The following is a 26,050-nucleotide window of genomic DNA, read 5'->3' on the forward strand; positions in this document are numbered from 1 at the left end:
TCCATATTGGAACCCGCTCGTCTGTCCCCAATTGCCCCATCGCTCATTCGCGCAATGCCTGATCCTTTATTTTAACAACCGGTTGCAGAACATAATCCAGCACTGATTTCCGGCCAGACAGAATGTCCACTTCGGCGATCATTCCAGGTATGATTTCGACTGCTATGCCATTCCCGTCAAGCATGGTGCTTTTGGTTCGGATTTCGACCACAAAGACCTCTTCGTCATTCCGCTCTGATCGTGTGACCGTATCTGCACCGATGCGGATGATTTCACCATCCAACGCCCCGTATCGTGCGAAATCATAAGCCGTGATTTTGACCTTCACAGGCTGACCCGCGTGCAGAAACGCAATGTCCTCAGGCTTTACATAGGCTTCAACCAGCAATGTGTCGTCCAGCGGCACGATTTCAACAAGGTCCTCTCCACTGCGGGCGAGACCGCCGATGGTTGAGCGATGAATCCGGTTTACAATGCCGCGTACCGGAGACCGAACCTGCGCCCTTGACGCCCGGTCGCGCAAAGCGGGCAGGGCGGGTTGCAAAGCAGCCAGCTCGGCAGTGGCAAGCGCCAGATCCGTCAGCGCGGCGCTGCGAAACCGGCTTCGCACCGCCTGAATCCGATCGTCGATTTCGTCCAGGCCCGTTTGCAACCTGTTGGTTACAGCTTCTGCCCGCACCTTGCGACCGCGCCATTCGGCTTCACTCCGCCGCAACGCAAGCAATGTTGTTGCAGGCTCCATTTGACGCTCGACCAGCGGCGCCATGATCGCCCTTTCTTCGGCCAGGACCAACAGGGTTTCCTCTGCCGTCACTTGATCGACTAGGCCTTCCTCAAACTCTCGCTGTTTTTGCTGACGCTGACGCTCCAGGATGGCTATTTCTGCCTCCAATTCAGCCCGCCGTCCTTGGTACAGCGCGGTTTCAGATTGCACGACGGTAGGCGCGCCGTTGATCAGTTGAACATCGAAATCCAGTTGTGTCCCATCAATTTCGGACCGAAGACGTTGGATGCGCGCCATCAGCCCGAACGCGCGTTGCTGTTCCTGACTGAGCTGACTGTCAATTTGGGTTGTTTCAAGCTCCATCAGCAGTGAACCTTTTTCGACCAGCTGGCCTTCGCGCACGTGCAATGACTGCAATACGCCGGGCTCGGTGGCTTCGATCAGCTGAATGTCGCCGGAAGGCACGATCCGGCCGTCCACGCGCGTGACATCGTCCAGTTCGGTCAGATGCGCCCACAATACGGCGGCGATCAGGCAGAGCAGAATCACCAAAAGCAGCAAGGAACTCCGAACAGGAGAGCGTCCCTGCATCTCTCGTGCCAGAGTGGCCAGATCAGGATGCTGCGACATTCAGGTGCCTCCCTGTCCGACGAACATGTTGCGTCAGCATGCTTTTGGGGCCATCCGCCGCGATTTTCCCGTGTTCAAGGATGATGACTCTGTCAACAAGCTCCAACAGGCTGGTTCTGTGTGTAATGACAACCATGGTGGACTCTGCCGTGCATTCTTTCAGACGTTGGATAACCTGGGCTTCGGTTTTGACATCCATCGCGCTTGTTGGTTCATCCAGCAGGAGAACCGGCGGACGGCCTATGAGCGCCCTTGCCAGGGCAATGGCTTGCCGCTGTCCGCCAGAGAGGCCTTCGCCGCGTTCCGCGAGTTGAAGATCGTAACCCCCGGGATGGTTGGCTAAGAAATCCTCAACCCCGGCGGCGCGGCCTGCTTCGATCAGTTCGCGATCTTTGGGCCGGATTGCGCCACTTGCGATATTGTCTCGGACAGATCCGGAAAAGAGCCATATGTCTTGCAGGACGGATCCGATATTGCGGCGCAGATCGCCAGGATCGATCTGGCGTATATCAAGGCCGTCGAACGTAACAGATCCAACGCGCGGCGCATACAATCCCAGCATCAGACGTGCGATGGTGCTTTTTCCGCAGCCAATCTGACCCAGGATCGCCACTTTTTCACCCGGTTTGATCGTGAATGAAACGCCTTGCAGGGTATCTTCCCCCTGGTCAGGGTAGGAAAAATACACGTTGTTGAAGGCGATCTCTCCTTTGAAATGGGGCCGGTTCACCCATGTTCGGCCTTGTGGGCGTTCGCTTTCCGCCATCATCAGCGCGTTGAGGTTTCGGTATGCACTTCGGGCTTGGTTAAGCCTTGTCAACGTCTGAGCCAGTTGCCCCAAAGGTGCCAGGGCCCGCCCTGTCAGCATCACCGAGGCAACCAAAGCGCCCATGCTTGTCTGCCCGTCTGTGATCAGAAAAACACCATAAAATACGATCAACACCTGAGCAGCTTGTTGCGTAAAACCGGTCAGGTTGAGGGCAAATTGTGTAACGGCCCGGCTCTGAGCACCGTGCGAGGATTGCCGTTCTATCGCCTGCTCCCAACGGGAACGCATTTGCCGGCCAGCGGCCGTTGTCTTTAGGGTTTCCAGGCCCGAGACAGCTTCGACGAGGACCGATTGTTTGGATTGCCCGTCAGACAGGCTCTTTTCTGCCATGCGGGACAGAAGCGGCTGTACGGCCAAACCTGTCAGCAGAACCACTGGTACGGCCAGAGCCGGGACCAATGCCAGTTGTCCGCCGACCAGGTAAATGACTAAAACGAACAACCCGATGAACGGCAGATCCACGACGGCAACAAGCGTTGCGGACGTGAAGAACTCGCGCAGGGTCTCGAATTCACGGATGGTACTGGTCATGGCGCCGGTGGAACCCGAGCGCGACTTCATCTGGATATTCAGAACGTGGTCGAAAATTCGCCGTCCCATCAGCAAGTCGGCTTTTTGCCCGGCCTTGTCGATGAACGCGGCCCGCAGCAGTTTCAGCGCGAAGTCAAAAAGAAGCGCCAGAGCCACGCCTGCCGTCAAGGCAATGAGCGATTCGGTTGCCTCATTGGGCAACACACGGTCATAGACGACCATAATGAAAATTGACGTCGACAAGCCAAGTAGGTTTGCCAGCGCCGCAGCGAGAGCAACCTGTACGTAAGTCCATCGATTGGCGGACAGTGCCGCGCGAAACCAATGACCTCGGTAAGCTGTGTGGCCGGCGTCCAGTTCATCTGTATGATTTCGCCGAAACAAGACAGCGAAACCGGTGTAGGATTTGGCCAGCCGTTCTTCTGAAACTTCGCCGATTCCTTCGCCAAGTTCCGGGTCATAGACCAGCAAGGCACCGTTTTTTTTGCGGCCATGGTACACAACAGCCTTGTTTTCGGTCATCAGCAACAAGGCCGGAGCCAATGCTTCGTCAAAACTCGTGATGCGCCGCTCGCCATAGCCCGCCTGTAGACCTGTGTTTTCCGCCACCGAGATGATGTCACGAACAGTCAGATCCCCGTCTGAACCGGTCTGCGATGCCTGGATCGTTGCAAGGGTCAGAGGGCGTTCAAGCGTCGCGGCAATGTTCAAAAGGCAGGCTTCGTAGCATGTCAAGCGAACGCGGTCTTGCATTGATTCCAACGTGCTCATTTCACCCCGTTCCAATTGCCAAGCGAAATTCCGAGCAGGTCCAGAATGTCTCCGGTAAGGCTCAGAGCCGCGTAGTTGGTCAGAAAATAACTCTGTTCGGCCAGAATCAGGCGTTCTTGCGCATTTACGTAATCGCGTTGAGCGTCCAGGATTTCGATCAGGCTGCGACGCCCAATCGAGAACTGTGCGCGGGACGCAGTAACGCTGTCGGCATTGGCACTTGCCGCAATACGGGCCGCGCGCAGCCGTTCCGCGCCTGCTTTTTGATCGGATCGAATAAAGCCCAGCTCCCGCATGATTTCGCGAACCAATTGCTCTCTCGCGAATTCCGCTTCTTTCACTTTGGCTTCTGCTGCTGCGATGGCGGCGCGGCGTTGGCCGGTGCTGTCCAGCTCGTAGTTGAAAGAAAGATCGACGCCAAAATTTGCATCCCGAGTGTCATCCTGGTTGGCAAATGCGGCGACCCGAACATTCGGTTTTCGCCGTGCCTGAGCTGCCGACCACTCTGCTTTGGCTGCCAGCAAGCCAGCATCCGCCCTGCGGATCTGAGGGCTGTTCATCACGATCTGGGCATCACTTCTATTCAGCAGTGGGGCCGGTACAGGAGGGGGCAATGAGCCGGGAAAAGTCCCGAACACTTCTCGAAACCGCGCTTCGGCCCGATCAGTTCGTGCTCGTGCGTCAGCAAGTCTTGTACGTGCATCCGCCATTCTGGATTGTGCGGTCAGAACATCTGCATTTGATCCGGCGCCACCCGCTGTGCGTTCCGAAATCTGACGCACCAGTTCTTCATGGACCGAGACATTGTCGGCCGCGATGCGGAGCAACTTTCGTTGATCAAGGACAAGCACATAGGTCTCGATGGCGGCCAGAGCCGTGGCCGATGCCGTCTGAATTTGATCGCCCCGTGTTTCCAGAACACGTGCCCGGGCTGCCGTCAGATCCCCCGAGGCAGCCCCACCGTCATAAACCAATTGTGAAATTCTCAGATAGGGTGAAACATCTGCAATATCCGATTCGACCCGTTCGGACCGTGCATTTATTCCCAACGATATCTGTGGAAGAAAGGCGCCTTCGGCCGCATCTTGATTGGCTGATGCGATATCCATCCTGGTATTACTTTGCGCCAGTGTCGGGCTTGTCTCTACCGCCTGGCGCACGCGTTGCCCGAATGCACTGCTGCTGAGCTTTGCCGATGGCTTTGCTGCCCCGGCACCGGTGGTCCCGGGTGCAAAGGATACTGCCACTGAAGTCAAATCAGGAGGCGGCGTGCAGGCAGACAACGGTATTGCAAGCAGAGCGAACGCAACCCAGGACAACACTGCTTTACAGGAACGCATGGTGACCCTCCTGGCTGCAACGGTCCATGGCTTCTTCTTTCTGTTGTGCCGCAATCAACGCGTCCATGAACCCAGAAACACCGGTGGTCTGTTGTGTCAGAGAACCATCAGCTACCCGATCTGCGCGGGCATGAGCATGTGTCAGCCAGATACTATGGGTCAGCGAAATCTGATGAGCGTGAATCAGTCGCAAACCCCCATTCGAAGTAAGTAGTGACAAGTGCGCGCGGGGAATTTTCTCCAGGGCGTTCTGCGTGACGCCAAAATGCCCGCACGGGAACTCAACTCCGTGAAAAGAGTCAAGCGGACCAAACAATCCCATGTCAGCAAGAACACGACACAGATGAGTTGTGTATTTCATCGACTCTTTCAGGGCGCGAAAGAAAGCGGCGACTTTTTTCAGTTCCGGCGCAAATTGACCTGATTTGTCGAAGAAAGCTTCGTCCTCCGGATTGTCAGTGATAAGCCCCGCCGTTTCGTCGATAAGCAATTCGTCACTGCCGTCACCGTCCGGTTCAATCAGTTGTGGCCGAAACGGAGCACAGCGCAAGACGCAAGGGACATAAGTCGCGAGCCATTTGCCATGTGCTGATACAAATGGAGTAGGCTGGTTCGGTTGCATGGACAAAACAGCTATGGGGTAAAAGCCGTGTTCGGATTTCCGAAAAGTGATTGGAAATGTGGCGGCCGCCTGAAGAATTTCTGCGTCGACCACGGGGCAATTTGCCATAGTCCGTGCGAAATCGAACGAGGTGAACCGCCTCCAGAACCGATGACCATGTCGTCCAAGACTGACCGGAGTTAAGCCATTCTGTGCCATAACCGCCTCATGATGTTGAATTACGTCTGTATGTGCGCCGGTCCGGATCAGGCCGTTGCCCCGGTTGGGTCGGTGTGCAGGATGTTATCTGCGGTCAGGCCGCTCAGATCGCTCAGGTCTTGGAACGTGGCCACGGTTTCAACGCTGGCATCGTTCGCCGCCTGGAAATCTGCCTTGACCAGAACACTGTTTGTTCCGTCGGTTGCCATCACGTAAAGCTCATCGCCCGCCATGGCTCCGGCGAGACTCTCGACAGCGGCTTCGATTGTGCTGAGGTTGAGGTCTGCGAGTACCGTGCTGAGGCCGACAAATCCGGTGTTTGTGCCCAAGGTGTCTCCTGCGGAAAGCAATTCGAAGCTGGTGCCATCACCGCGAAGCGTATTGGCGTCCAGCCCGTGGAACATCAGTGCGTCGGTTACATCCGCAGCCGGGCCAATCGTAAAGCCAGTCACAGTGTCCGTACCATTGTTGGTCGGGTCCGCCTCGAAGACGACGATGTCTCGCCCTGGCGCAGAAACATCAATGGTATCGTCGCCGTCACCGCCGCGCGTGATGGTGTTCGTATTCGCAGCGGTGAGCGTGTCATCGCCATTGGTGCCAAACTGAACTGAGGTTGACCCGCCATCAGACGTTTTGATTGTCAGCTCAATAGGTTGGCCGGAGTCCTGGATTGTCATCGTGAAGGTAACAAGCGGCTGAGAAAGATCTGTAAAGGTTGTCGCGGCGCCGGCAAAATTCATCGCGCCCCCGGCGCCCGGGCTGGCCAAGAACAAATCGAAGGCGTTGTTTTCCGAAACCGACGCCGCGTTGAATGTGACAACCGAAGGGTCAAATCCGAGCTCTGCCGTCAAAGCCAGACCGCCAGAGATATCGCGGTCGGCTTCGGCATAGATTGCGAATGTCACCGTAGATCCCGAGCGCCCAACTTCAGAGATCACATAGGCAGCGGATTCGTGCGCAACGGCTTGATCGGAAACCGGCAGCGGATCTGGTCCACCCGCAACTGTCGCCTGCGCGGAAAAAACAAGGTCATCACCTGCCTCCACTGCCGAAAAGTTGGACGCCGCAACAGCCAGTGACCAGGATCCGTCTGCGGCCACCGTTGCAGATCCGACCGAACTGCCGTTTAACGTGACATCCACCGACTGGCCGATTGACAATCCGGTCGATGAACCGCCGAGAGTTATTCCGGAAGCTTTGGCATCGGTAAGAGCAATCGAATTGTTGACCCCGACATCGTTCAACGTCAACAGGGGGCGAAAATCTGTGGAAAGTGAGTTGTTCGCGGCTGCGGAACTGTTTCCGGCCAGATCGTCAACGGTGGCGGAAATGGAATAGGTCGTTCCGTCAGAGAGCATTCCAAGATCACTTGCTGGAACGGTAACTGCCCACGCGCCATTTGATGCAACGCCTGTATAGGTTTGCCCGCCGAATGTGACCGAAACGGTCTGGCCATCTTCAGCCGTGGTCGTGCCCGAGATTGCAAGATCCACGCCCCTCTCGGTCACGTCCAAAACGGCACCCACAGGCAGACTGTTTATGGTTATCGAAGGTGCTGTGAAGTCAGTGGCAAAGCTTGTTGTGGTTTGATTGTTGTTTCCCGCCGCGTCCGAGATCGATGCATTGATATTGTAAGTCTCGTCGTCTTGCAGGGCAGACAAATCTGTCACGGTTGCCGTATAGGTCCAAGTACCCCCGGTTACCGTTGCCGTTCCGGTGACGTCCGTAGTGCCGTCAGCGCGCGTGATTTCGACGGTAACAACGGTTCCGTCCGGCGCATCGGAAGTTCCTGACACGGTCAGGTCGGTTCCTTGTTCAACGGCGTTCATGACGGCCCCGTCGGATACGGTTGAAATTCCGATCGTCGGTGGCGTGAAATCGGTGGTAAAGCTGTTGTTCGCTTGCAGAGCCGGATTCCCGGCAGCGTCCGAGACATCCGCGGTTACGGTGACGGTCGCCGCGTCAGAAAGCCCCGACAGATCCGAAGCAGGTACAGTTACGCTCCAGTTGCCGCCAGTAACCGTTCCGCTATAGGACTGCCCGTTCAGACTGACGGTTACGATTTGTCCGTCTTCAGCTGACGTGCTGCCCGAGATGGAAAGATCCGTGGCGCGCTCGGCTGCGTTCATGACAGCTCCGTCCGAAAAACTGTCGATGCTGAGCGTCGGCGCGGTCACATCCTTGGCAAGTGTCACTACGGCCTGCGGTGCCGTCAGGCCACTGGCGTCGTCGACATCCGCTGTAACAGAGAAGTTGCCCCCATCCGACAAGGACGCCAGATCCCCAGCTGGCACGGTCACGTTCCAGGCCCCGCCGGATACTGTTCCGGAATAAGTTTGACCATCGAGGGTTACGGTAACTTGCTGACCATCCTCAACATTTGACGTCAGCCCGCTGATGGTCAAGTCGGACCCGGCTTCGACAGCGTTCAGTACGGAACCAACAGGAAGCGGTGATATCGAAATGGAAGGACCGGTCAGGTCCACGGGAACCGATACAAGAAGCGGTACTGCCGGATTGCCCGACACGTCTTCGACAGCAACCAGAACAGATGCCGGGACTCCGGTGGAAAGACTGCTCAGATCGGAATTGGGGATCGTTACACTCCAGCTTCCGCCAGAAGCGGTGCCGGTATGCACTTGTCCGTTGAACGTGACGACAATGGTCTGCCCGTCCTCTGCCGTGGTGGAACCGGTCAAGGCCAGGTCGCCGGCTACGTCAATCAGTTCTATCGAGCCGCCAGCCACGGGATCCAGAGAAACAGTTGGAGCAGTAAAGTCAGTATCAAAGCTTCCGCTGGCTTGTTGAGCGGGATTTCCCGCCGCGTCGGCAACATCAGCGGTAACGGCAATCGTCGCGCCATCAGGAAGGGCCGAGAGGTCTGCTGCCGGAACGGTGACACTCCATTGTCCGTTGGATACCGTGCCCGAATAGTCTTGCCCGTTCATTGAGACGGTGACGGTCTGCCCGTCCTCTGCATCGGTTGTTCCGGTGACCGTCAGGTCCGTTGCCTGTTCGATCGAATTCAAAACAGGGCCATCGGAAAACCCGGTGATCGACAGGGTAGGGGGAATTGAATCAATATCGAACTTGACGGATTCGCTTGACAGTTCCGTGCCTGAATCGTCCAGATGTCTGACTGTCACCGTAGAGACGCCTTGCGGAAGCGCATTTGCTTCGGCCGCAGTGAGAGAAACGCTCCAGCTGCCGTCACCGTTGGGTGTTACGGTTTTGACCAGCGAACCTATCGTGACCTCGACTGTCGATGTTCCGTCTGGTGCGGCGGCATTGGTAATGGCGCTGTTCAATGCCGTTGCCTGAAGTTCAGCCAGGTTCAGGCTGGTATAGCTCGGTTCCGTTTGGGGTTGGGGTCCAGGCGCGACAGGTTCCGGGGAATCGCCGCCGCCGCCGCCACCTCCGCCCGCGGCGGCAGCTGCACCAGCCAACCCGAGGCCGCCCAGTGCAGCCCCGGCGCCGCTGATTCCGCCAGCTGCTACGCCGGCTTCAGCTGCGCTGAACTGGGCGATTTCAGCAACCGCCTCTTCTGCGATCATGATTGCGCCGCTGTCCAGGACCTGTACGTTTTCCGCCGCCACGATCATCGTCCGACCGTCAGCCATTTTCAGAAGAACATCGCCGTTTTTCAGCAACTTGGCGGATCGCACACCCGGAATAGTCTCTGCGAACTGGAAGGCGTAAAGCTCTTCGATGGTTGCCTGTGACAAGGCAGGCAAGGCCATCAATGTGGACATGAGGCCGCCAGCCGCGCCGCGACCCGCCCAACGACCAAGCTTTCCATTGATCCACTGTTGAACTTGAGATTTGCGATCTCCGTCCGTCGAGTCAACCGCCGAACGATTGTTGGCCTCAGGTGCTTTGGTCATCTTGCCCTCGCATGTGGTGTCCGCGATCATCGCAACAGGAAAGGATGTGCTGTTTGGCGTTTTGCTCATCTGTCTTTCCCATTTGTTGCCGTTGCGATCGGACCTGAAAAAATTGAGTTAAACTGAAACCGAACTTCTCGTTTTCACCACAATTCTGCTTCGGTTTCGGTCTGCTCATCTGGTCATCTTGCCGTAACTGCCAGGGGTGGCGTGTGAGGTGATGGCTGTGATGCTTCAGTTCGAAAGTGTAGTGGCAACGGGGAGCACGGCGCTCGATTCAGGTATCGGCGATACGGCTTTAAAAACGCTTAACGGGAATACGTATCTCTACTCGGTGACCGGCCCGGGTGGCGGCGTCGCGGTCTGGCGGTTGGCCGAAGGTGCCCTGCCGCAGCTGGTTGATACAGAGTATTACAGCGGTTCGATCACCTTCCAGGTGGGGCGCAGTGCCACGCCGATCACGCTGGCGGGAACCGAGCAGATTGCGCTCGATATCAACACTGCCGTGGGCCTGGTCGGGTATGACGTGAACGCGGACGGAACGATCGGCGGCCTGAAGGAAACAGGTGTTCTCAACGGAGGCGGGGATATCTCGGCCATCGTACAGTTTTCACTTGGGTCTTCGGATGTCCTTGCGATGGCGCATGAGGATACCGGCAACATCGGAACCTATCATGTGAACGCGAACGGGACGCTCAGTCTTGCGGGTTTGATTGCCGGCACAGCGGATGCCATGCAGACGTTGCGGTCGGGTTCGGAACATTTTCTGGTCTCAGGTGACGCGGCAACAAACTCTGTCTCGACGTATCGCATCGACTCCGGCACCGGCACGTTAACCGAGATCAACAATGATTCGGCCCTCGGAACCCTTGGTGTTTCTACCCCAACTGCTGTCGAGGCAGTCGAGGCATACGGTAAATCCTGGGTCGTGGTGGCGGGGTCCGGCAGCAACTCTCTCAGTGTTCTTCAATTGAACAGCGACGGAAGCTTGAAGGCGACGGACCATGTGCTTGATACGCTTCATACGCGGTTTGAATCGGTTCAGGATCTGGCGGTCATAGACGTGAACGGGCGGGTCTTCGTGGTTGCAGGCGGGGGCGATGATGGCCTGTCTCTGTTCACTCTGACACCCGAAGGTCAACTGGTTCATATGGACAGTTTCGCGGATACGGTGGCGAGCGGCTTGCAGAATGTCGAATCGATCAGCGTTGCGCATGTGGGTGATGAGTTGCAAATTCTCGTGACGTCACAACAGGATGCCGGACTGACCGTCCTGACTGTCCCGGTTGATGATCTTGGTGTGGTGCGCAAGGGGTTCGGTACCGTGAACGGGAGCGCATCGGACGATATCCTCAGCGGCGGTATTCTGGACACGACCCTTCTGGCTGGCGCCGGAGACGACATTCTCATCGCGGGGAAGGGTGCGACGACGATGTCGGGTGGTGCAGGGGCCGACGTTTTCGTGATGCAGTCGGGTAGTGGTCTGACCACAATCACCGATTTTCAGGCGGGCGTGGATCGTCTGGATATGTTCGACTACCTGCTGTTGCGGTCGCCTCAGCAACTCACCTTTACCAGCACGGCAAACGGGGCTCAGATCGAATATCGTGGCGAGGTCGTGCAGGTCCAATCCGCCTCGGGCGGCGCTTTGACAAGCACGGATATCTTTGGCGCAGGCTTCGCCGGACCGGATCATATTCCGGTGGATTTCGGGGACCTGGGCGGGCAGACTGCGGGCAGTTCTGATGGATTGGTCGGGCAGATTACGGTGGACAGTGGGGCGGCTAATCCGGGGCTGACGGATGCGGAAATCCGGTTCACGCCGGACGGCGGGGGTACGGTATCCGCCACCGCAGATGATCAGGGGCGGTTCGATCTGGAATTGCCCGATGGTACCTTTCCCGGAGTGCTGGACATCACCAAACACTATTCCACGGCAAGCGGAAAGATTGACGCGCTGGACGCTTTGCAAGTGTTGCGCATCTCGGTTGGTCTTGATCCGACATGGGGTCCCGCGACCGCTGAAAACCTGATAGCCGCAGACGTCAACAGGGATGGCACCGTGAATGCCCTGGACGCGCTTGCAATTTTGCAAGTCGCCGTCGGTCAGCCCACGGCCCATGACCCTGAATGGGTATTCCTGGATGAGAACGCGGACCTTTCCGGAATAACCAAGGACAATGTAACCTATCAGACGGGTGTCGATATCGTGGCGGTGGATGGGGTCATCAACGTGGACATGACCTCCATTTTATTGGGAAATCTCGAAGCGGCCTGAGCGCCGAAAGACATCTCAACCAAAGCAGGGTTGTACCTTTTTAAGCAGTAAGGTGCGGATTGGTTTTTGCGGCCAAATGGACGTGCCCCAGCCTCAGCGCTTGGATACCGCCCCATGTCGCGGTGCTTTTGGTTTCGGCCCAAGCGTTGTCGCGCCTGCGGCTTCGTTATCTGTTCCATTCTTGTGCCTTCATGCAGAGATGGCCCAATAATTTCAATGGATTCTACCAGAATCGCAACTTGCCTGCGATAATCGCCTGACTTTCAGAACCGATGAGCCGCTCAAATTGCTGGTCGGACAACATAGGTCTTGGCGTCGGTGGAACAAATGTGACATAGCAGGCCGAGACATCAACACAGAGATGAAAATTAGTAACAATGGAAATATTGGCGCTTTCCATTCCGGAAGTGAAACTGATCACCCCGAAGCGTTTTGGCGATCATCGCGGGTTCTTTGAAGAAACCTACAATGCCGACAGTTTTGCGGCACAAGGGATTCATACGCAATTCGTTCAGGACAATCATTCCCTTTCGAGCACGGTGAACACGGTACGCGGATTGCATTTTCAGGCTCCGCCAAGGGCGCAGGCCAAGCTGGTGCGCTGCGGTCGTGGGCGGCTGTTTGATGTCGCGGTCGATATCCGCAAAGGCTCGCCCACCTATGGTCACTGGGTCGGTGAAGAACTGAGTTTCGAGAACGGGCGGATGCTGTTGGTTCCAGCGGGGTTCGCGCATGGGTTCGTGACGTTGGAGCCGGAGACCGAGATCGTCTACAAGTGTTCTGATACCTACGCGCCGGAAACTGAAGGCGCGGTTCGTTGGGACGATCCCGATATCGGCATTGAATGGCCACAGAGCAATTCAGAACCCCAGCTGTCCGAGAAAGACCGGATCGCACCACTTCTGCGCGAAATTGAATCTCCTTTCGTATTCGAGGGCACACAATGAAAATTCTGGTTACGGGCGGGGCGGGCTTTATCGGCTCTGCCGTTATCCGTCGCGCGATTGCCGATGGGCATTCGGTCGTCAATGTCGATGCCCTGACCTATGCGGCCTGTCTGGACAATGTTGCCTCTGTTGCGGATGCGCCGGGATACGTTTTTGAACACGCCGATATCCGGGATGCGGCCGCCATGTCGGCGATACTGGACAGGCACCAGCCCGACGCGATCATGCATCTGGCCGCTGAAAGCCATGTCGACCGTTCGATCGATGGCCCGGCCGCGTTCATCGACACGAACCTGACCGGTACTTATGTATTGCTGGAGGCCGCACGCGCCTACTGGGTGGGTGCCGGCCGACCCGAGCATTTCCGGTTTCACCATATATCAACCGACGAGGTCTTTGGGTCCTTGGGTAAAACCGGGTTTTTCACCGAAGACAGCCCATACCAGCCGAACTCACCCTATTCGGCTTCGAAAGCGGGATCGGATCATCTCGTGCGGGCGTGGCGCGAAACATACGGCCTGCCAGTGGTTCTTACCAATTGCTCCAACAACTACGGCCCTTACCAGTTTCCGGAAAAGCTGATCCCCGTGGTCATCCTCAGCGCGCTGGCGGGCAAACCGATCCCGATTTACGGGAAAGGCGACAACATTCGCGACTGGCTGCATGTCGATGACCATGCAGAAGCCCTGTTGCTGGTACTCGAAAAGGGTGAACTGGGCCGCAGCTACAACATCGGTGGCGAGAATGAGATGACCAATCTTGATCTTGTCAGAATGCTGTGTTCGATCCTGGATCGCCTCAAGCCGGGTGAAACGCCCTATGCGGATTTGATCACGTTCGTCGCTGACCGCCCCGGTCACGATCAGCGCTATGCCATCGATCCGACACGGATTCGTACGGAACTGAACTGGCGCCCTTCCTATACGCCCAAAACCGGGCTGGAACAGACGGTTCAGTGGTATCTGGACAACAGCGCATGGTTGAACGCGTTGCAGGCCCGCAGCGGTGTGGGTGAGCGACTGGGTGTTGCCAAATGAAGGCGCTGGTATTCGGCCACGGGGGGCAGGTGGCGACCGAGTTGCGACGTCGCGGACAGGCGCATGGTGTCTTGGTTGAATCCTTGGATCGCGCCGCGGCGGACCTGTCTGACCCGTCGCACAGTGCAGACGCTATCCGGCATACGGATGCGGAAGTGATCATCAATGCAGCAGCCTATACTGCCGTTGACCAGGCCGAAGAAGAAAGCGATCTGGCGCAACGGATCAACGGAGATTCTCCCGGAGCAATGGCGCGTGCCGCCGCTGCCCGAGGCCTGCCCTTTCTGCATATTTCCACGGACTACGTTTTTGACGGTTCTGGTACGACCCCCCGGAGCACCGATGACCCGACCGGGCCTTTGGGGGCTTATGGTCGAACCAAACTGGACGGCGAACGCCAGATCGTAGAGGCTGGCGGCCACCATGCCATTTTGCGCACAAGCTGGGTGTTTTCGGCCCACGGAAAGAACTTTGTAAAGACCATTCTTCGACTGGCAGAGACCCGTGACAAGCTGACCATCGTCGCAGATCAGATCGGTGGGCCAACACCTGCTGCCGACATTGCTGAAACCTTGCTGAAAATGGCCAAGGCCGGCCCCGCAGCCAAAGGTGGCGTGTTCCACTATTCCGGGGCCCCCGATGCCAGCTGGGCGGATTTCGCCCGTGAAATTGTTTCTCAATCCGGCTTGTCGGTCGAAATCGAGGATATTCCAACCGAGGCGTACCCAACGCCGGCGCCCAGGCCGCTGAACTCACGTATGGACTGTTCGCGGCTTGAAAACGTGTTCGGAATTCAGAGGCCCGACTGGAAAGCTGGACTGGCCGAGATATTGAGCGAGTTGAAGTCAGCGACCAGCTGAACCTTGAAAGGACAGATTATGCAGCGCAAAGGCATTATTCTTGCCGGTGGGTCCGGAACCCGGCTTTATCCGATCACCATGGCGATATCGAAGCAATTGCTGCCGATCTACGACAAGCCGATGATCTTTTACCCGCTGAGTGTTTTGATGCTGTCGCAGATCCGCGAAATCGCGATCATCACCACCCCCCAGGATCAGGATCAGTTTCAGCGCCTTTTGGGGGATGGCAGTCAATACGGGTTGTCCTTGACCTGGATCGTGCAACCGTCTCCTGACGGTCTGGCGCAGGCTTATACATTGGCCGAGGATTTCCTGGATGGTGCCCCGTCGGCGTTGATTCTGGGTGACAACATTTTCTTCGGACATGGCCTTCCGGACCTGCTGCTCGAGGCGGATCAACTGGAGCGCGGCGGGACGGTTTTTGCGTATCGGGTCGCTGATCCCGAACGCTACGGCGTTGTGGATTTCCAAGGGAACAAAGCCCGCGCGATTGTCGAAAAACCCAAGGTGCCTCCGTCGAACTACGCGGTGACGGGTCTTTATTTTCTGGATGGCGATGCTCCGGCCCGCGCGCATGAGGTCAAACCGTCAGAGCGTGGCGAGCTGGAAATCACATCGCTGCTGGAGATGTATCTGGACGAAGGTTTGCTGGATGTGCAGACCATGGGGCGCGGTTTTGCCTGGCTGGATACCGGCACGCACGGGTCTTTGCTGGATGCGGGAAACTTCGTGCGCACGATCACGGAACGTCAGGGTATGCAGACCGGAAGCCTGGACGAAATTGCCTGGGCAAATGGCTGGATTGACGACGAGGCGCTTGATGAACGCGCGCGCCTGTTCGCCAAGTCCACGTACGGCACCTATCTGAAGGGGCTGTTGAGCTAGGCCGCGAACTGTCTCATGGTTACGTGTTCAGGCTTGATTTTGCTTGAGCCGCAAACGGCTTCGCGCTTTGCGATCAAGGTCTGAACGGGGCTGGTCGGGCATTCCGGCCATGCCAGACACCGCGCAAGAAGGCCCATTGCTTGGCGCGTTTTCTCGCTGAAAACAACACAGCCGGAGACAGCAATTGCAGCAGCGCCGATGCCAGGGCCCGACCAAAGGCCATCGGGACTTCATGTTTGCGGGCGACGTAAACCCGCGATTGCCCCATATACCAGCCTTTCAGGCCAGCGATGGCGGGACTTCCCGGCGAAGATTTGCCTCTGGCGTGGCGCATCCGAGCGTTGTGAACATAGAAAAGTGGCCCGCAAACGGCTTTGAGCCGCAGGCTCAGGTCATCGTCCTCATGATACAGAAAGATTTCGGGATCAAACCCGCCGACCGCCTTGAATGCTTCGCGGCGGACCAGGAAGGCCGCGCCGACGAGGACCGGCAATTCAAAATCGGAATCGGTTGTTTTCCTGGGCAGGGTTTCATTTCGGGGAATGATCACACTGTATCGCCTGAAACGAGGTGCCCCCTTCCGGTCCAGAATTGCAGGGTTGAAGGCTGACGCATCCGAATGATTGTCGGCCCCCTCTTGCAACGCATCCAATGCTCCGGGCAGCAAGTGAGAATCCGGGTTCAGAAAAAAAAGCAGGTCCGTTGTTGCCTTGGCTGCACCAAGGTTGCAGGCGCGGCCAAACCCGATGTTGTCGGGGCTTTCGATCAGAGTTGCGCCATGTGCCCTGGCCATTTGCCGAACCGCTTCAATATCATCCGAACCATTGTCGACCAAAACCGTCGGCACGCCTTTCGGAATGGAACTCAGCATCTCCGGCAGTACACCACTGCTGTTGTAACAAACGCTTATGACCGTAATCTGTGACAAACCTGCCTGCCGTGTCTGTGGAATGGGCCTGATCGTTACTTCCTCTCAAACACGGTTAGGGTCAACCCCGGTTCCAGTACGGCGGATCCGGGCTGCTGAATGCGGTCCGTGATCTTGTGCACTCAGTGACGGCAATCTGAGAAATGTTTGAATTGGTTCTTCTCCGCTGAAGCGACGACAGCAAGCCGATTATCAAGCGCGGCCGGATGGCAAAGCCGCGTTTGGGGGGGGCATGCCTTTTGGATCGGAGCGGTAAGATCTACCCCGTTGGGATTTTTCGATTTCCGGTGGCCGTGGTGAATGAGCAGATTGTTGCCTGTCGTCGGGTCGAAACCAGTAAGTCGCGACATGCCCTGAAGGCGGTATCGGAATTCTGGCGCCGACCGCTTGCCAGAATGAAGGCGTTGGCGGTTCTCAGAAAGATCCGCAGATGGTTGCAGACGTAAGCTTGTGCGCTCAACGCCCTGCGCGCGTTTGCACGACCTCACAGTGCCCAAAGCCGTGGCGTCCCGCGATATCGGTAAGCTGTTGAAAACTGTATCAAGCATACCTCAACTGAAGTGCGGCACGAGCCCAAGAGGTTCGACCCGAGGCCCACGCGGATGCCGCTTCTTTTTCAGACAAGGCCACGAAACAGAACCCGGTAAAAACATGTTTCTCTGAAGATGGTTGCAAAACGCCCTTGGTGTGATTGACCCTTGGGCGAGTGGTCATTGCTGCTGGGGGAGTTTTGTGCAACATTAACCTCTGAGTTGAGCATTATCTGGGTACAACATCCAAGGCCTTATGTATCGGTTTGGTATTGGGGATTGCAGAACCAGACCAAACTATATAGCAGCCGAATTGAAGCACGAAATAAGCATCACGGAAGAATTACAGTGAGCGATAGACATACTTACGAATACGACATTGATATGAACAGTGATGTAGCACCCGCACGTGTGCTGCGCATGGTAAAGCCCGGGTCCAAGGTGCTTGAGATCGGGGCCGGGCCTGGTTCGATCACGCGCCATCTTTCCGGTACTTTGGAATGTGATGTTGTGGCGCTCGAGATCGACCCTTCGGCGATCGAAAAGCTAAAACCGTTTGCCCGTTCGGTGTACCCGATGGATCTCAACGATGCTTCATGGAGTGACATCGTTCGCGAAAAAGACGGGGTATTCGACTACGTGATCGCAGCAGACGTTCTGGAACACGTTTACGACCCGTGGAGCGTTCTTTCAGGCATGAAATCGCTGTTGAACGACACGGGATCGGTTATTCTTTCGCTGCCGCATGTTGGCCATGCAGCGATTGCCGGTTGTCTTGTCGATGAAGATTTCGAATATCGTGACTGGGGCCTGTTGGATAGAACCCATGTCCGGTTCTTCGGCATCAAAAACGTTCAGCACCTGCTCAATTCGCAGGGTATGAGCATTGAGCAAGCCGAATTTGTGGTTCGTACGCCAGAGATGACGGAGTTCTGTCACCGGTGGAGTCGTCTGCCACAGGATGTCCAGGCCGCCTTGCAGCGCAATCGCTATTCCCACGTCTTCCAGGTCGTAAGCAGATCGGTCCCCAAAGAACGTGCCGAGAATGATATCTACCTGATGGGCTTGCCCGTCGAACAACCCGATGAAGAGACCAGGCAGCATTGGACCAACATGATGGCAGGTCTGCCCCTGTCCGAAGAGATTGATCTGCAATCGACTATCGGGCCGGTGGACGCGAGCGCCGCTTCCCGAGTTGATCCCGGCCCACTGGCGAAGAAGAAAAAAAAATCTCTGGCGCGGCTGTTGGGGTTGAAGAAGTAATGTCCTCGACAATCACGGATCGTGAATTCGGCAATATCAGGACAATTGCCTTCTACCTACCTCAGTTTCATCCGATTCCGGAAAACGATGAATGGTGGGGCAAAGGGTTCACCGAGTGGACAAATGTTGCAAAAGCCAAACCGCTTTTCACCGGGCATTATCAGCCTCATCTTCCTACGGATCTGGGGTATTATGACCTGCGTGTCCGCGAAACGCGGCTTGAGCAGATCGAGATGGCGAAGGCCAGCGGAATTGATGGTTTCTGCTACCACTATTACTGGTTTTCCGGAAAGCGCCTGCTCGAACGTCCCGTCGACGAAATGCTTGCGGATCCCGAAAGCGATATGCCGTTCTGTCTTTGCTGGGCGAATGAGAACTGGACCCGCCGCTGGGATGCGGCCGAGCACGAGATTCTCATTGAACAGAAATACAAGCCCGAGGATGATCTGGAGTTCATCAAGTCGATCGAGCCGTTTTTCCGGGATCCCCGCTACATTACATTGGATGGCGCTCCGTTCCTGATTGTTTATCGGCCGCAGCATCTGAAGAACTCGCGCAAGACCGTGCAGGTCTGGCGTGATTATTGCGCCTCTGTCGGAATTCCGAAAATCCATCTGGCCTGTGCGCTGACGCATCGAAACTGGGACTACGCGTCATACGGGTTTGATTCCGGTGTGGAATTCCCGCCCCACAGCATCAACGTGCCCAACCTCTCGCCAGAGGTGGACCTGTTCGACGAATTCCAAGGCCATTGCGTTGATTTTTCAGCGATCGCAGAACAGTATCTGGGTCACAGCTATGGGCCCGAGAACAATGTTCATCGATCGGTTTTTCCGTCCTGGGACAACACTGCCCGGCGGAAGGAAAATGCCATGGTCGTATTGAACGGAACACCGGAAAACTACGAATACTGGCTTTCGCGTGCCTTGCGCAAAACCGCGCAGGATTTCCCTGACCAGGAACGTTTTGTTTTTGTGAATGCATGGAATGAATGGGCGGAAGGATGTCACCTGGAACCGGATCGCGAGTACGGGCATGGGTTTTTGCACGCGACCAAGGCCGCTCTCCAAGGTTCAAAGCTGACCGACTGGACGCATGTGGGTGTGCCCGAGATTTCGCGCCGTGGCGAAACTACGGAAGGCATCGCGCATCCTGTTCCATATGGTGCCAATAAATCATTGGCCAAACGTGCTTTCCGTCTTTTGCGCGATACGGTCAGCGGTCGCTTGCTGAAGCAATGGCTGTCCGCAGCCCGTACAAAATAGAAAACCACGCTGGATTGAGTTGCATGAAAGCCCCAAGTACTTGTCATGCAACTCTGCCTCGTGCTTTGCATGGAAAAATAGGTTTTCTTTGTCATAGTCGGCACGACGCGCCTTAGTACGAGAAACTGCATGTCCATCAAAGATACCCTGCTTTACCATCTGCTGACCGCTGCGTCGAAACTCAGCCCACCTTTGTCGCCACGTACGGCAAGACGGTTCAGAAATTCAGCCAAGAAAAGAGACCCCAAACGGGGTTGGGACAAACCGGGGCAGTCAAACAGGCAGGGATTTGAAGCCGATGGTCAGGCTGAAGAGTTCAAACCCTTCGACCCGCCTGCGAAAGCTGATCCCGCAGTGCGGGCGATCGCGCATTACCTGCCGCAATTTCACCCATTCAAAGAGAATGATGAATGGTGGGGCAAAGGCTTTACCGAATGGACCAATGTCGGAAAGGCCGTTCCGAATTTTCCGGGCCATTACCAACCTCATTGTCCGATTCATCTGGGTTACTACGACTTGCGGTTGCCAGAGATCATGGTCGAACAGGCGCGGATCGCGAAGTCTTACGGGATAGGAGGGTTCTCCTATTACTACTACTGGTTCGGCGGAAAGACCCTGATGGAACACCCGCTCGAACAAATGTTGGACAATCTGGAGGTTGACATGCCTTTTTGCCTGACATGGGCAAATGAAAACTGGACGCGCCGATGGGACGGGCGGGCGCATGACGTTCTTATCGCGCAGAACCATTCGATCGAGGATTCCCTGAATCTTCTCCGCCATATACGCAAATACTTTGATGATCCGCGCTACATTCGGATAGATGGGAAACCGGTTTTCATCGTTTACCGTGCGAACATCATACCGAATATCGAAGAAACAACCGCAGCATGGCGAAAAGAGGCGCAGAGCTGGGGCGAGCCGGACCTGTATCTCATCGCTGCCCAGACTTTCGATATCGGCGATCCCGAGAAACTGGGTTTCGACGCTGCTATGGAGTTCCCTCCGCATCAGGTAAAGCGCACCGACATCACGGATGAGATGGGGATCTACAATCCAGAGTTCACAGGAGCCGTTCTGGATTATCAAGCCGTGGTCGAGGCAGAGCTTCAAAAGCCGGAACCTGAATACAAGTTGTTTCGGTCCTCCACGCTTTCCTGGGACAATACCGCGCGCAATCAGGATGCTCCTCGGATTATGGGCCGGTTTTCAATCGATGCCTACAGGCGCTGGACGGAACATTTGTGCCGGCAGGTTCTCGCGCAGGAAAAATACAGTGCCGACGAAAAAATCGTTTTCATAAACGCATGGAACGAGTGGGCGGAGGGGACTCACCTGGAGCCTGACCGAAAATATGGCTTTGCCTATCTTCAGGCGACGTATGACGCGTTACCCAAGAAGTCTGAAAGTCAGATCAATACGTGATGCTTCCGACCTTGAGGTTTCGAGGACCTGACGGTTGGCGCCTCTGATGTCCTGATGTCACAGTTGCCCGGGGTTCCGTATCAATTCTGATCGACCCTATGATGCTGTTCCGTATCGTTCGCTCTGACGGTGCGACCTGCGATCTGGTCGAACATCCATTGTACGGCTTCGTCGCCATCGGACCGGATATGCCGATAAAGGCGAAGTTCGATCGGAGGCACTTCAACCGGCAACCTCAACATGCGCAGCCCCATTTCACGCGCGCTGCATTCGGTCAGCGTGGCAACCATATCTGTCTTGTGCAGAATGTCCCGGATGTTCAGATAGCTTTGCATCTGAAGCCCGAGTTTGCGCCGCGCCCCCAGTTTGCGCAGGACGATGTCGACCGGACTCGCCCCCTGAGGTCGTGAGGAAACATGCAGATGTGTCAGCTGAAGATAACGCTCCAGCGTCATTGGGCCCGTACCCAGAGGGTGGTCGGGTCGCATGGCACAGACATAACGGTCCTTCATGATGGTCCGGCTGATCAGATCCGAACTGTCCGGCATCGGAATGTCCGACGCGATGTCGATCGTGCCCTGCTGCAACGCCTTGCGCGTATCCCGGCGGGGAATGCGCACGAGGCTGAGTTCGACCTGCGGTGCCGTGCGTTGAAATCCGGACAAAAGCCCGGGCAGGATGATGAGGCTGTGAAGGTCGACCAAACTGACCCGGAACAGCCGTTTGCTGGTAAACGGGTCGAACCGTTCACCCTGTGCCGATGCGGCTTGCAACTGGTGGAGAGCGGCTGAGATCCTGTCCGAAATGCTCTCTGCCAGGGCCGTGGGTTGCATCCCCGTGCCGGTTTTCACGAAAAGCGGGTCGTTCAGTGTCTTGCGCAGCCGGGTCAGGGCGTTGCTGACGGCCGGTTGCGTGATCGACAGGCGTTCGGCAACACGGGTCAGGTTTCGCTCGGTATAGATGGCGTCGAAAACAACAAAAAGATTCAGGTCGATCTTGTTGAGCTTGGTCGTCATGTCATTCACCAGATTTATGCCGACGATCATGCAAGTAAATTTCACAAATGTCATTGGTGGCGGTAAGCTGTAAGACATCCCGGCGGAAAACGGAGATTTGTGCATGACATCATCCGGCCTCGAACTCGATACCGAGCGGCTTTCGACATATTTGGGGCGCCACATCGAAGGTTTCGCCGGTCCGTTGTCCTATCAAAAGTTTTCGGGCGGGCAGTCGAACCCAACCTATCTGCTGAAGGCCGGTGGTTCGAAATACGTGCTGCGCCGCAAACCGCCGGGCGACCTGCTGCCTTCGGCCCATGCCGTGGATCGGGAATATCGTGTTCTCAAGGCACTTCATGGCACTGCGGTTCCGGTCGCCAAACCTTACGTGCTGTGTGAGGACACGGATGTCATCGGTTCCATGTTCTATGTCATGAGCTTCCAGGAGGGTCGGATCTTCTGGAACCCGGCGCTTCCTGAGTTGGGCGTGGCGAACCATCGCCCGATTTTCGACGAAATGATCCGCGTTCTGGCCGCGCTGCATTCGGTTGACACAGGTGCCGTCGGCCTGTCTGATTTCGGCAAACCGGGGAATTACTTCGAACGCCAGTACAGCCGCTGGACCAAACAGTACCGCGCTGCGGAAACCAGTAATCTTCCCGAGATGGAACAGCTTATGGGCTGGCTGGCCCGCAATCTGCCGGATGGTGACGGTTCGGTCAGTCTGATCCACGGCGATTTTCGCATCGACAACTTTATCTTCGCTTCGGATACCCCGCAGATTGCTGCGGTTCTGGATTGGGAGCTGTCGACGCTGGGCCACCCGATGGCTGACCTGGGCTATTTCTGTGTCTGTCTCCGGTTGCCGCCGACCGGTCTGATCCGGGGGCTGCAAGGGCTGGATCGCGCTGCTTTGAACATCCCTTCCGAAGCTGAGATGATCGAGCGGTATTGTTCGCTGCGTGACCTGCCAGAGATTGAAAACTGGACCTTCTATCTGGCGTTTTCCTTCTTCCGGATGGCTGCGATTGCACAGGGTGTTTACAGCCGTGCGCTGGCGGGAAATGCATCGAACGAGAACGCGATGGCGTTCAAGGGTCTGGTGGCCCCTCTGGCGCAAATGGCGCTCGACGAAATCGCCGCTGCAACGCACTGAAGAGGATCACCATGGATTTTGCCCCATCACCACGCGCCGAGGAAATGCACGACCGGCTAAAAGCCTTCATGCAGGCGCATATCTATCCGCGCATTCGCGACCACAAAGAGGAAATTGAAGCCGGCCATTTCCCGGTTTCGTTCATGGAAGACCTCAAGTCGCTGGCCCGCGCCGAGGGGCTTTGGAACATGTTCCTGCCCTCCTTGCGGGATGATGAGCCCGGTACGCGGCTCAGCAATCTTGATTACGCGCCCCTGGCCGAGTTGATGGGGCAGGTGAGCTGGTCTTCGGAAGTGTTCAACTGCAACGCGCCGGATACCGGGAACATGGAATTGCTGCACATGTTCGCCACGCCCGAGCAGCGCGAAGAGTGGTTGGTGCCGCTGTTGAACGGCAAGATCCGCTCGGCCTTTGCCATGACCGAGCCGGATGTGGCGAGTTCGGACGCGACCAACATAACGACATCCATCCGGCGCGCGGGGGATGAATACGTCATCAATGGCCGCAAGTGGTTCATCACCAATGCGTGCCACCCGAACACCAAATTGTTCATCGTCATGGGCAAAACCGACCCGAACGCCGATCGCCATAAACAGCAAAGCATGATCATCGTTCCAAAGAATACGCCCGGTTTGGAGATCGTGCGCAATCCGACGATCCTGAACATGCACGATCCCGAAGGGCATGCTGAACTGGTTTTCAAGGATGTGCGCGTCCCGGCCGGCAATCTGCTGGGTGAAGAGGGCAGCGGCTTTGCACTGGCTCAGGCGCGGCTTGGGCCGGGGCGTATTCATCATTGCATGCGTTCGATCGGGGCGGCGGAAATGGCGCTGAACCTGATGGTGGAACGTGCCCAGGAACGGAAGACATTTGGCAAGCAGCTTTCGGAACAAGGCGTGATCCGTGAATGGATCGCGAAATCCCGGTTGGAGATCGAACAGGCCCGGCTGTTGACCCTGAAGGCGGCCTGGAAGATAGATCAGGTGGGCGCGAAAAAGGCGTTCCGTGAAATATCTCTGATCAAGGTTGTGGCGCCGCAGGTGCATGCAAAGGTTACGGACCGTGCAATGCAGGTTTTTGGCGCAATGGGCATGACGCCCGACACGCCATTGGCCGACAGTTACACCTGGGCCAGGGCGTTGCGCTATGCGGATGGGCCGGATGAGGTCCATCTTCAGGCAATTGCCAAACAGGAGTTGAAGAATTCCAATTATGGGATGTCGGCGCAATGGCTGACGCCGCCTCTGCGCTAGGTCAGGGCAGGGACGGCATCACCGGAATATCCCGAAGATATGCAAGCCGAATTGCCCCGTTTTCCTGGGCATTCGGATACGCAGCGTGCCGCGCTATGTTCCGGCGGCAAGCAAGTCACTCGCCTTTTCTCCGATCATGATCGCCGGAGCGTTTGTGTTGCCGCTGACGATTTCGGGCATGATCGAACAATCCGCGACCCGCAGGTTTCCGATTCCGCGCACCTTTAGCGCAGGATCTACGACTGCGGTTTCATTCGTACCCATCGCGCAGGTCCCCGTTGGGTGATAGATCGAAACGGAATTCGACCTGACCCAGTCCAGCGTGCCCTCGTAATCGTCGGTCGAAAGTTGTGACGTCGGGCGGAACTCTTCGGAAATCTTCGATGCCAGCGGATTATGCTGAGCGATTCTGCGGGCGATGTTCACACCGTCAACGATGGTCCGGCAATCCGTTTCCGTCGACAGATAGTTCGGAATGATCTTCACATGCTGTGACGGGTCCGGGCCGTTCAGATGCAGTTCACCCCTGCTTTCCGGCCGCAGCTGGCACACGGACATGGTGAAGGCGGAAAACGGATGTACGCCTTCGCCGGGGCTGTCGGCGGACCAGGGCTGCACATGGAATTGAATGTCGGGTGTTTCCACGTCCGGGCGTGTTTTCATGAATCCGGTCGCAAGGCTGGCCGCCATGGTCATCGGACCTGCCCGGAACAAAGCGTATTTGAGCGCGATACGGGCCTGATTGATCAGGCTGCGCACCTCGTCATTCAATGTGGGCTCATTGCATTTGAAAACGAGACGGGCCTGCAAATGATCTTGCAGCCTTTTGCCGACATTGGGCAAGGCATGGACCGGATCGATCCCGTTTTTCTTCAGGTGGTCCGGGTCGCCGATACCCGACAGCATCAGAATTTGAGGAGAGTTGATTGCCCCACCGGACAGGATGATTTCGCGCCGAACCTTCAGGGTTTTCTCATTGCCTGCGCGATCCCGATAGACAAGTCCCGTCGCCTGTTTCCCATCCAGCGTTATGCGTGTCACCAATGCGTTTGTGATGATGTTCAGGTTTTGCCGGTTTCGAATGGGTTTCAGATACGCCACGGCCGAGCTGCACCTGCGCCCATTGCGCGTGGTCAGCTGAAAATACCCCACGCCTTCCTGATCTGCGCCGTTGTAATCCGGATTGAACGGGTATCCGGCGGCTTGCGCTGCCGCGACCCATGCGTCGCAGATCGGCCGCTGAATGCGCATGTTCGACACCGACAGCGGCCCACCGACGCCGTGATACGGGTCTTCGCCGCGCTCTTGATCTTCGCTGCGTTTGAACAGCGGCAGCACGTCTTCCCAGCCCCAGCCGACATTCCCCATCTGGCGCCAGCGGTCATAATCTTCCTTTTGGCCGCGCACATAGAGCAGACCGTTCAGTGAGGATGAGCCGCCCAGCACTTTCCCGCGCGGCCAGTCGATCGAGCGCCCGTTCAGACCGGGATCAGGCTCGGTCCTGTAACACCAGTCCACCGAAGGGTTGTGCATGGTCTTGAAATAGCCAACCGGGATGTGGATCCAGGGGTTGGTATCGCGGCCGCCGGCCTCCAGCAACGCGACGGTCGTGTTGGGGTCGGCGCTGAGCCGGTTGGCGATGACACAACCCGAAGACCCCGCGCCAACTACCGCATAATCCACTTCCATGACCGCC

The 26,050-nt window shown here is 56.7% G+C and carries 18 protein-coding genes; 10 read left to right on the forward strand and 8 right to left on the reverse strand.

Annotated elements, in window-relative coordinates:
- Positions 1 to 43: 43 nt before the first annotated feature.
- From AC2FFD_RS07310 to AC2FFD_RS07330, 5 genes are read right to left on the reverse strand one after another with little or no spacing between them, the layout of a single operon-like run.
- Positions 44 to 1,354, reverse strand: coding sequence for an HlyD family type I secretion periplasmic adaptor subunit (locus tag AC2FFD_RS07310; protein ID WP_170347121.1), 1,311 nt, complete (start codon positions 1,352 to 1,354; stop codon positions 44 to 46).
- Positions 1,338 to 3,485: a type I secretion system permease/ATPase gene (locus AC2FFD_RS07315; RefSeq protein WP_496872707.1), complete on the reverse strand. Its 2,148-nt coding sequence runs from the start codon at positions 3,483 to 3,485 to the stop codon at positions 1,338 to 1,340. Before AC2FFD_RS07315 ends, AC2FFD_RS07310 begins: the two co-directional genes overlap by 17 nt.
- Entirely contained in the window at positions 3,482 to 4,825 is a 1,344-nt protein-coding gene (locus tag AC2FFD_RS07320) for a TolC family protein (RefSeq protein WP_496872709.1), read from the reverse strand. The genes AC2FFD_RS07315 and AC2FFD_RS07320 overlap by 4 nt, the downstream gene beginning before the upstream one ends.
- Entirely contained in the window at positions 4,812 to 5,645 is an 834-nt protein-coding gene (locus AC2FFD_RS07325) for a SapC family protein (protein ID WP_480685204.1), read from the reverse strand. Before AC2FFD_RS07325 ends, AC2FFD_RS07320 begins: the two co-directional genes overlap by 14 nt.
- Positions 5,646 to 5,692: 47 nt before the next feature.
- Positions 5,693 to 9,598 (reverse strand): beta strand repeat-containing protein, encoded by a 3,906-nt coding sequence (locus AC2FFD_RS07330; RefSeq protein WP_496872711.1) that lies wholly within the window; start codon positions 9,596 to 9,598, stop codon positions 5,693 to 5,695.
- 160 nt (positions 9,599 to 9,758) lie between these two features.
- On the opposite strand from AC2FFD_RS07330, the gene AC2FFD_RS07335 reads away from it, so the two are divergent.
- From AC2FFD_RS07335 to rfbA, 5 genes are all read left to right on the forward strand, one after another.
- Complete coding sequence (locus tag AC2FFD_RS07335; protein ID WP_496872713.1) at positions 9,759 to 11,807, forward strand: dockerin type I domain-containing protein; 2,049 nt, start codon at positions 9,759 to 9,761, stop codon at positions 11,805 to 11,807.
- Positions 11,808 to 12,184: 377 nt separating this feature from the next.
- Positions 12,185 to 12,754 carry a dTDP-4-dehydrorhamnose 3,5-epimerase gene (gene rfbC / locus AC2FFD_RS07340; RefSeq protein WP_257601281.1) on the forward strand — a complete coding sequence of 190 codons (570 nt, stop codon included), beginning with the start codon at positions 12,185 to 12,187 and terminating at the stop codon, positions 12,752 to 12,754.
- Entirely contained in the window at positions 12,751 to 13,791 is a 1,041-nt protein-coding gene (gene rfbB, locus AC2FFD_RS07345) for a dTDP-glucose 4,6-dehydratase (protein WP_496872715.1), read from the forward strand. Before rfbC ends, rfbB begins: the two co-directional genes overlap by 4 nt.
- Positions 13,788 to 14,651, forward strand: coding sequence for a dTDP-4-dehydrorhamnose reductase (rfbD, locus tag AC2FFD_RS07350; RefSeq protein ID WP_496872717.1), 864 nt, complete (start codon positions 13,788 to 13,790; stop codon positions 14,649 to 14,651). The genes rfbB and rfbD overlap by 4 nt, the downstream gene beginning before the upstream one ends.
- An 18-nt stretch (positions 14,652 to 14,669) precedes the next feature.
- Positions 14,670 to 15,536, forward strand: coding sequence for a glucose-1-phosphate thymidylyltransferase RfbA (gene rfbA, locus AC2FFD_RS07355; protein WP_496872718.1), 867 nt, complete (start codon positions 14,670 to 14,672; stop codon positions 15,534 to 15,536).
- 73 nt (positions 15,537 to 15,609) lie between these two features.
- Here rfbA and AC2FFD_RS07360 read toward each other — a convergent pair whose 3' ends face one another.
- Positions 15,610 to 16,464 carry a glycosyltransferase family 2 protein gene (locus AC2FFD_RS07360; protein WP_496872721.1) on the reverse strand — a complete coding sequence of 285 codons (855 nt, stop codon included), beginning with the start codon at positions 16,462 to 16,464 and terminating at the stop codon, positions 15,610 to 15,612.
- Positions 16,465 to 17,162: 698 nt separating this feature from the next.
- On the opposite strand from AC2FFD_RS07360, the gene AC2FFD_RS07365 reads away from it, so the two are divergent.
- The 3 genes from AC2FFD_RS07365 (at position 17,163) to AC2FFD_RS07375 (ending at position 20,947) form a co-directional block, all read left to right on the forward strand.
- Positions 17,163 to 18,257, forward strand: a complete 1,095-nt coding sequence (locus AC2FFD_RS07365) for a class I SAM-dependent methyltransferase (protein ID WP_496872723.1) — start codon at positions 17,163 to 17,165, stop codon at positions 18,255 to 18,257.
- Positions 18,257 to 19,522 carry a glycosyltransferase WbsX family protein gene (locus tag AC2FFD_RS07370; RefSeq protein ID WP_170347138.1) on the forward strand — a complete coding sequence of 422 codons (1,266 nt, stop codon included), beginning with the start codon at positions 18,257 to 18,259 and terminating at the stop codon, positions 19,520 to 19,522. Before AC2FFD_RS07365 ends, AC2FFD_RS07370 begins: the two co-directional genes overlap by 1 nt.
- A gap of 129 nt (positions 19,523 to 19,651) precedes the next feature.
- Positions 19,652 to 20,947 carry a glycosyltransferase WbsX family protein gene (locus AC2FFD_RS07375; protein ID WP_496872725.1) on the forward strand — a complete coding sequence of 432 codons (1,296 nt, stop codon included), beginning with the start codon at positions 19,652 to 19,654 and terminating at the stop codon, positions 20,945 to 20,947.
- An 80-nt stretch (positions 20,948 to 21,027) separates the two neighbouring features.
- On the opposite strand, the gene AC2FFD_RS07380 is transcribed toward AC2FFD_RS07375, so the two are convergent.
- On the reverse strand, positions 21,028 to 21,963 hold the full coding sequence (locus AC2FFD_RS07380) for a LysR family transcriptional regulator (protein ID WP_480685213.1): 936 nt from the start codon (positions 21,961 to 21,963) through the stop codon (positions 21,028 to 21,030).
- A 103-nt stretch (positions 21,964 to 22,066) separates the two neighbouring features.
- Here AC2FFD_RS07380 and AC2FFD_RS07385 point away from each other — a divergent pair, with 103 nt between their 5' ends.
- Together AC2FFD_RS07385 and AC2FFD_RS07390 are read left to right on the forward strand one after the other, a co-directional pair.
- Positions 22,067 to 23,101 (forward strand): phosphotransferase family protein, encoded by a 1,035-nt coding sequence (locus tag AC2FFD_RS07385; protein ID WP_480685214.1) that lies wholly within the window; start codon positions 22,067 to 22,069, stop codon positions 23,099 to 23,101.
- Positions 23,102 to 23,112: 11 nt separating this feature from the next.
- Positions 23,113 to 24,354, forward strand: a complete 1,242-nt coding sequence (locus tag AC2FFD_RS07390) for an acyl-CoA dehydrogenase family protein (protein ID WP_170347145.1) — start codon at positions 23,113 to 23,115, stop codon at positions 24,352 to 24,354.
- A gap of 93 nt (positions 24,355 to 24,447) precedes the next feature.
- Here AC2FFD_RS07390 and AC2FFD_RS07395 read toward each other — a convergent pair whose 3' ends face one another.
- Positions 24,448 to 26,043 (reverse strand): GMC family oxidoreductase, encoded by a 1,596-nt coding sequence (locus AC2FFD_RS07395; RefSeq protein WP_152460476.1) that lies wholly within the window; start codon positions 26,041 to 26,043, stop codon positions 24,448 to 24,450.
- Positions 26,044 to 26,050: the final 7 nt, after the last annotated feature.

Source organism: Ruegeria sp. YTSC002, from assembly GCF_059609845.1.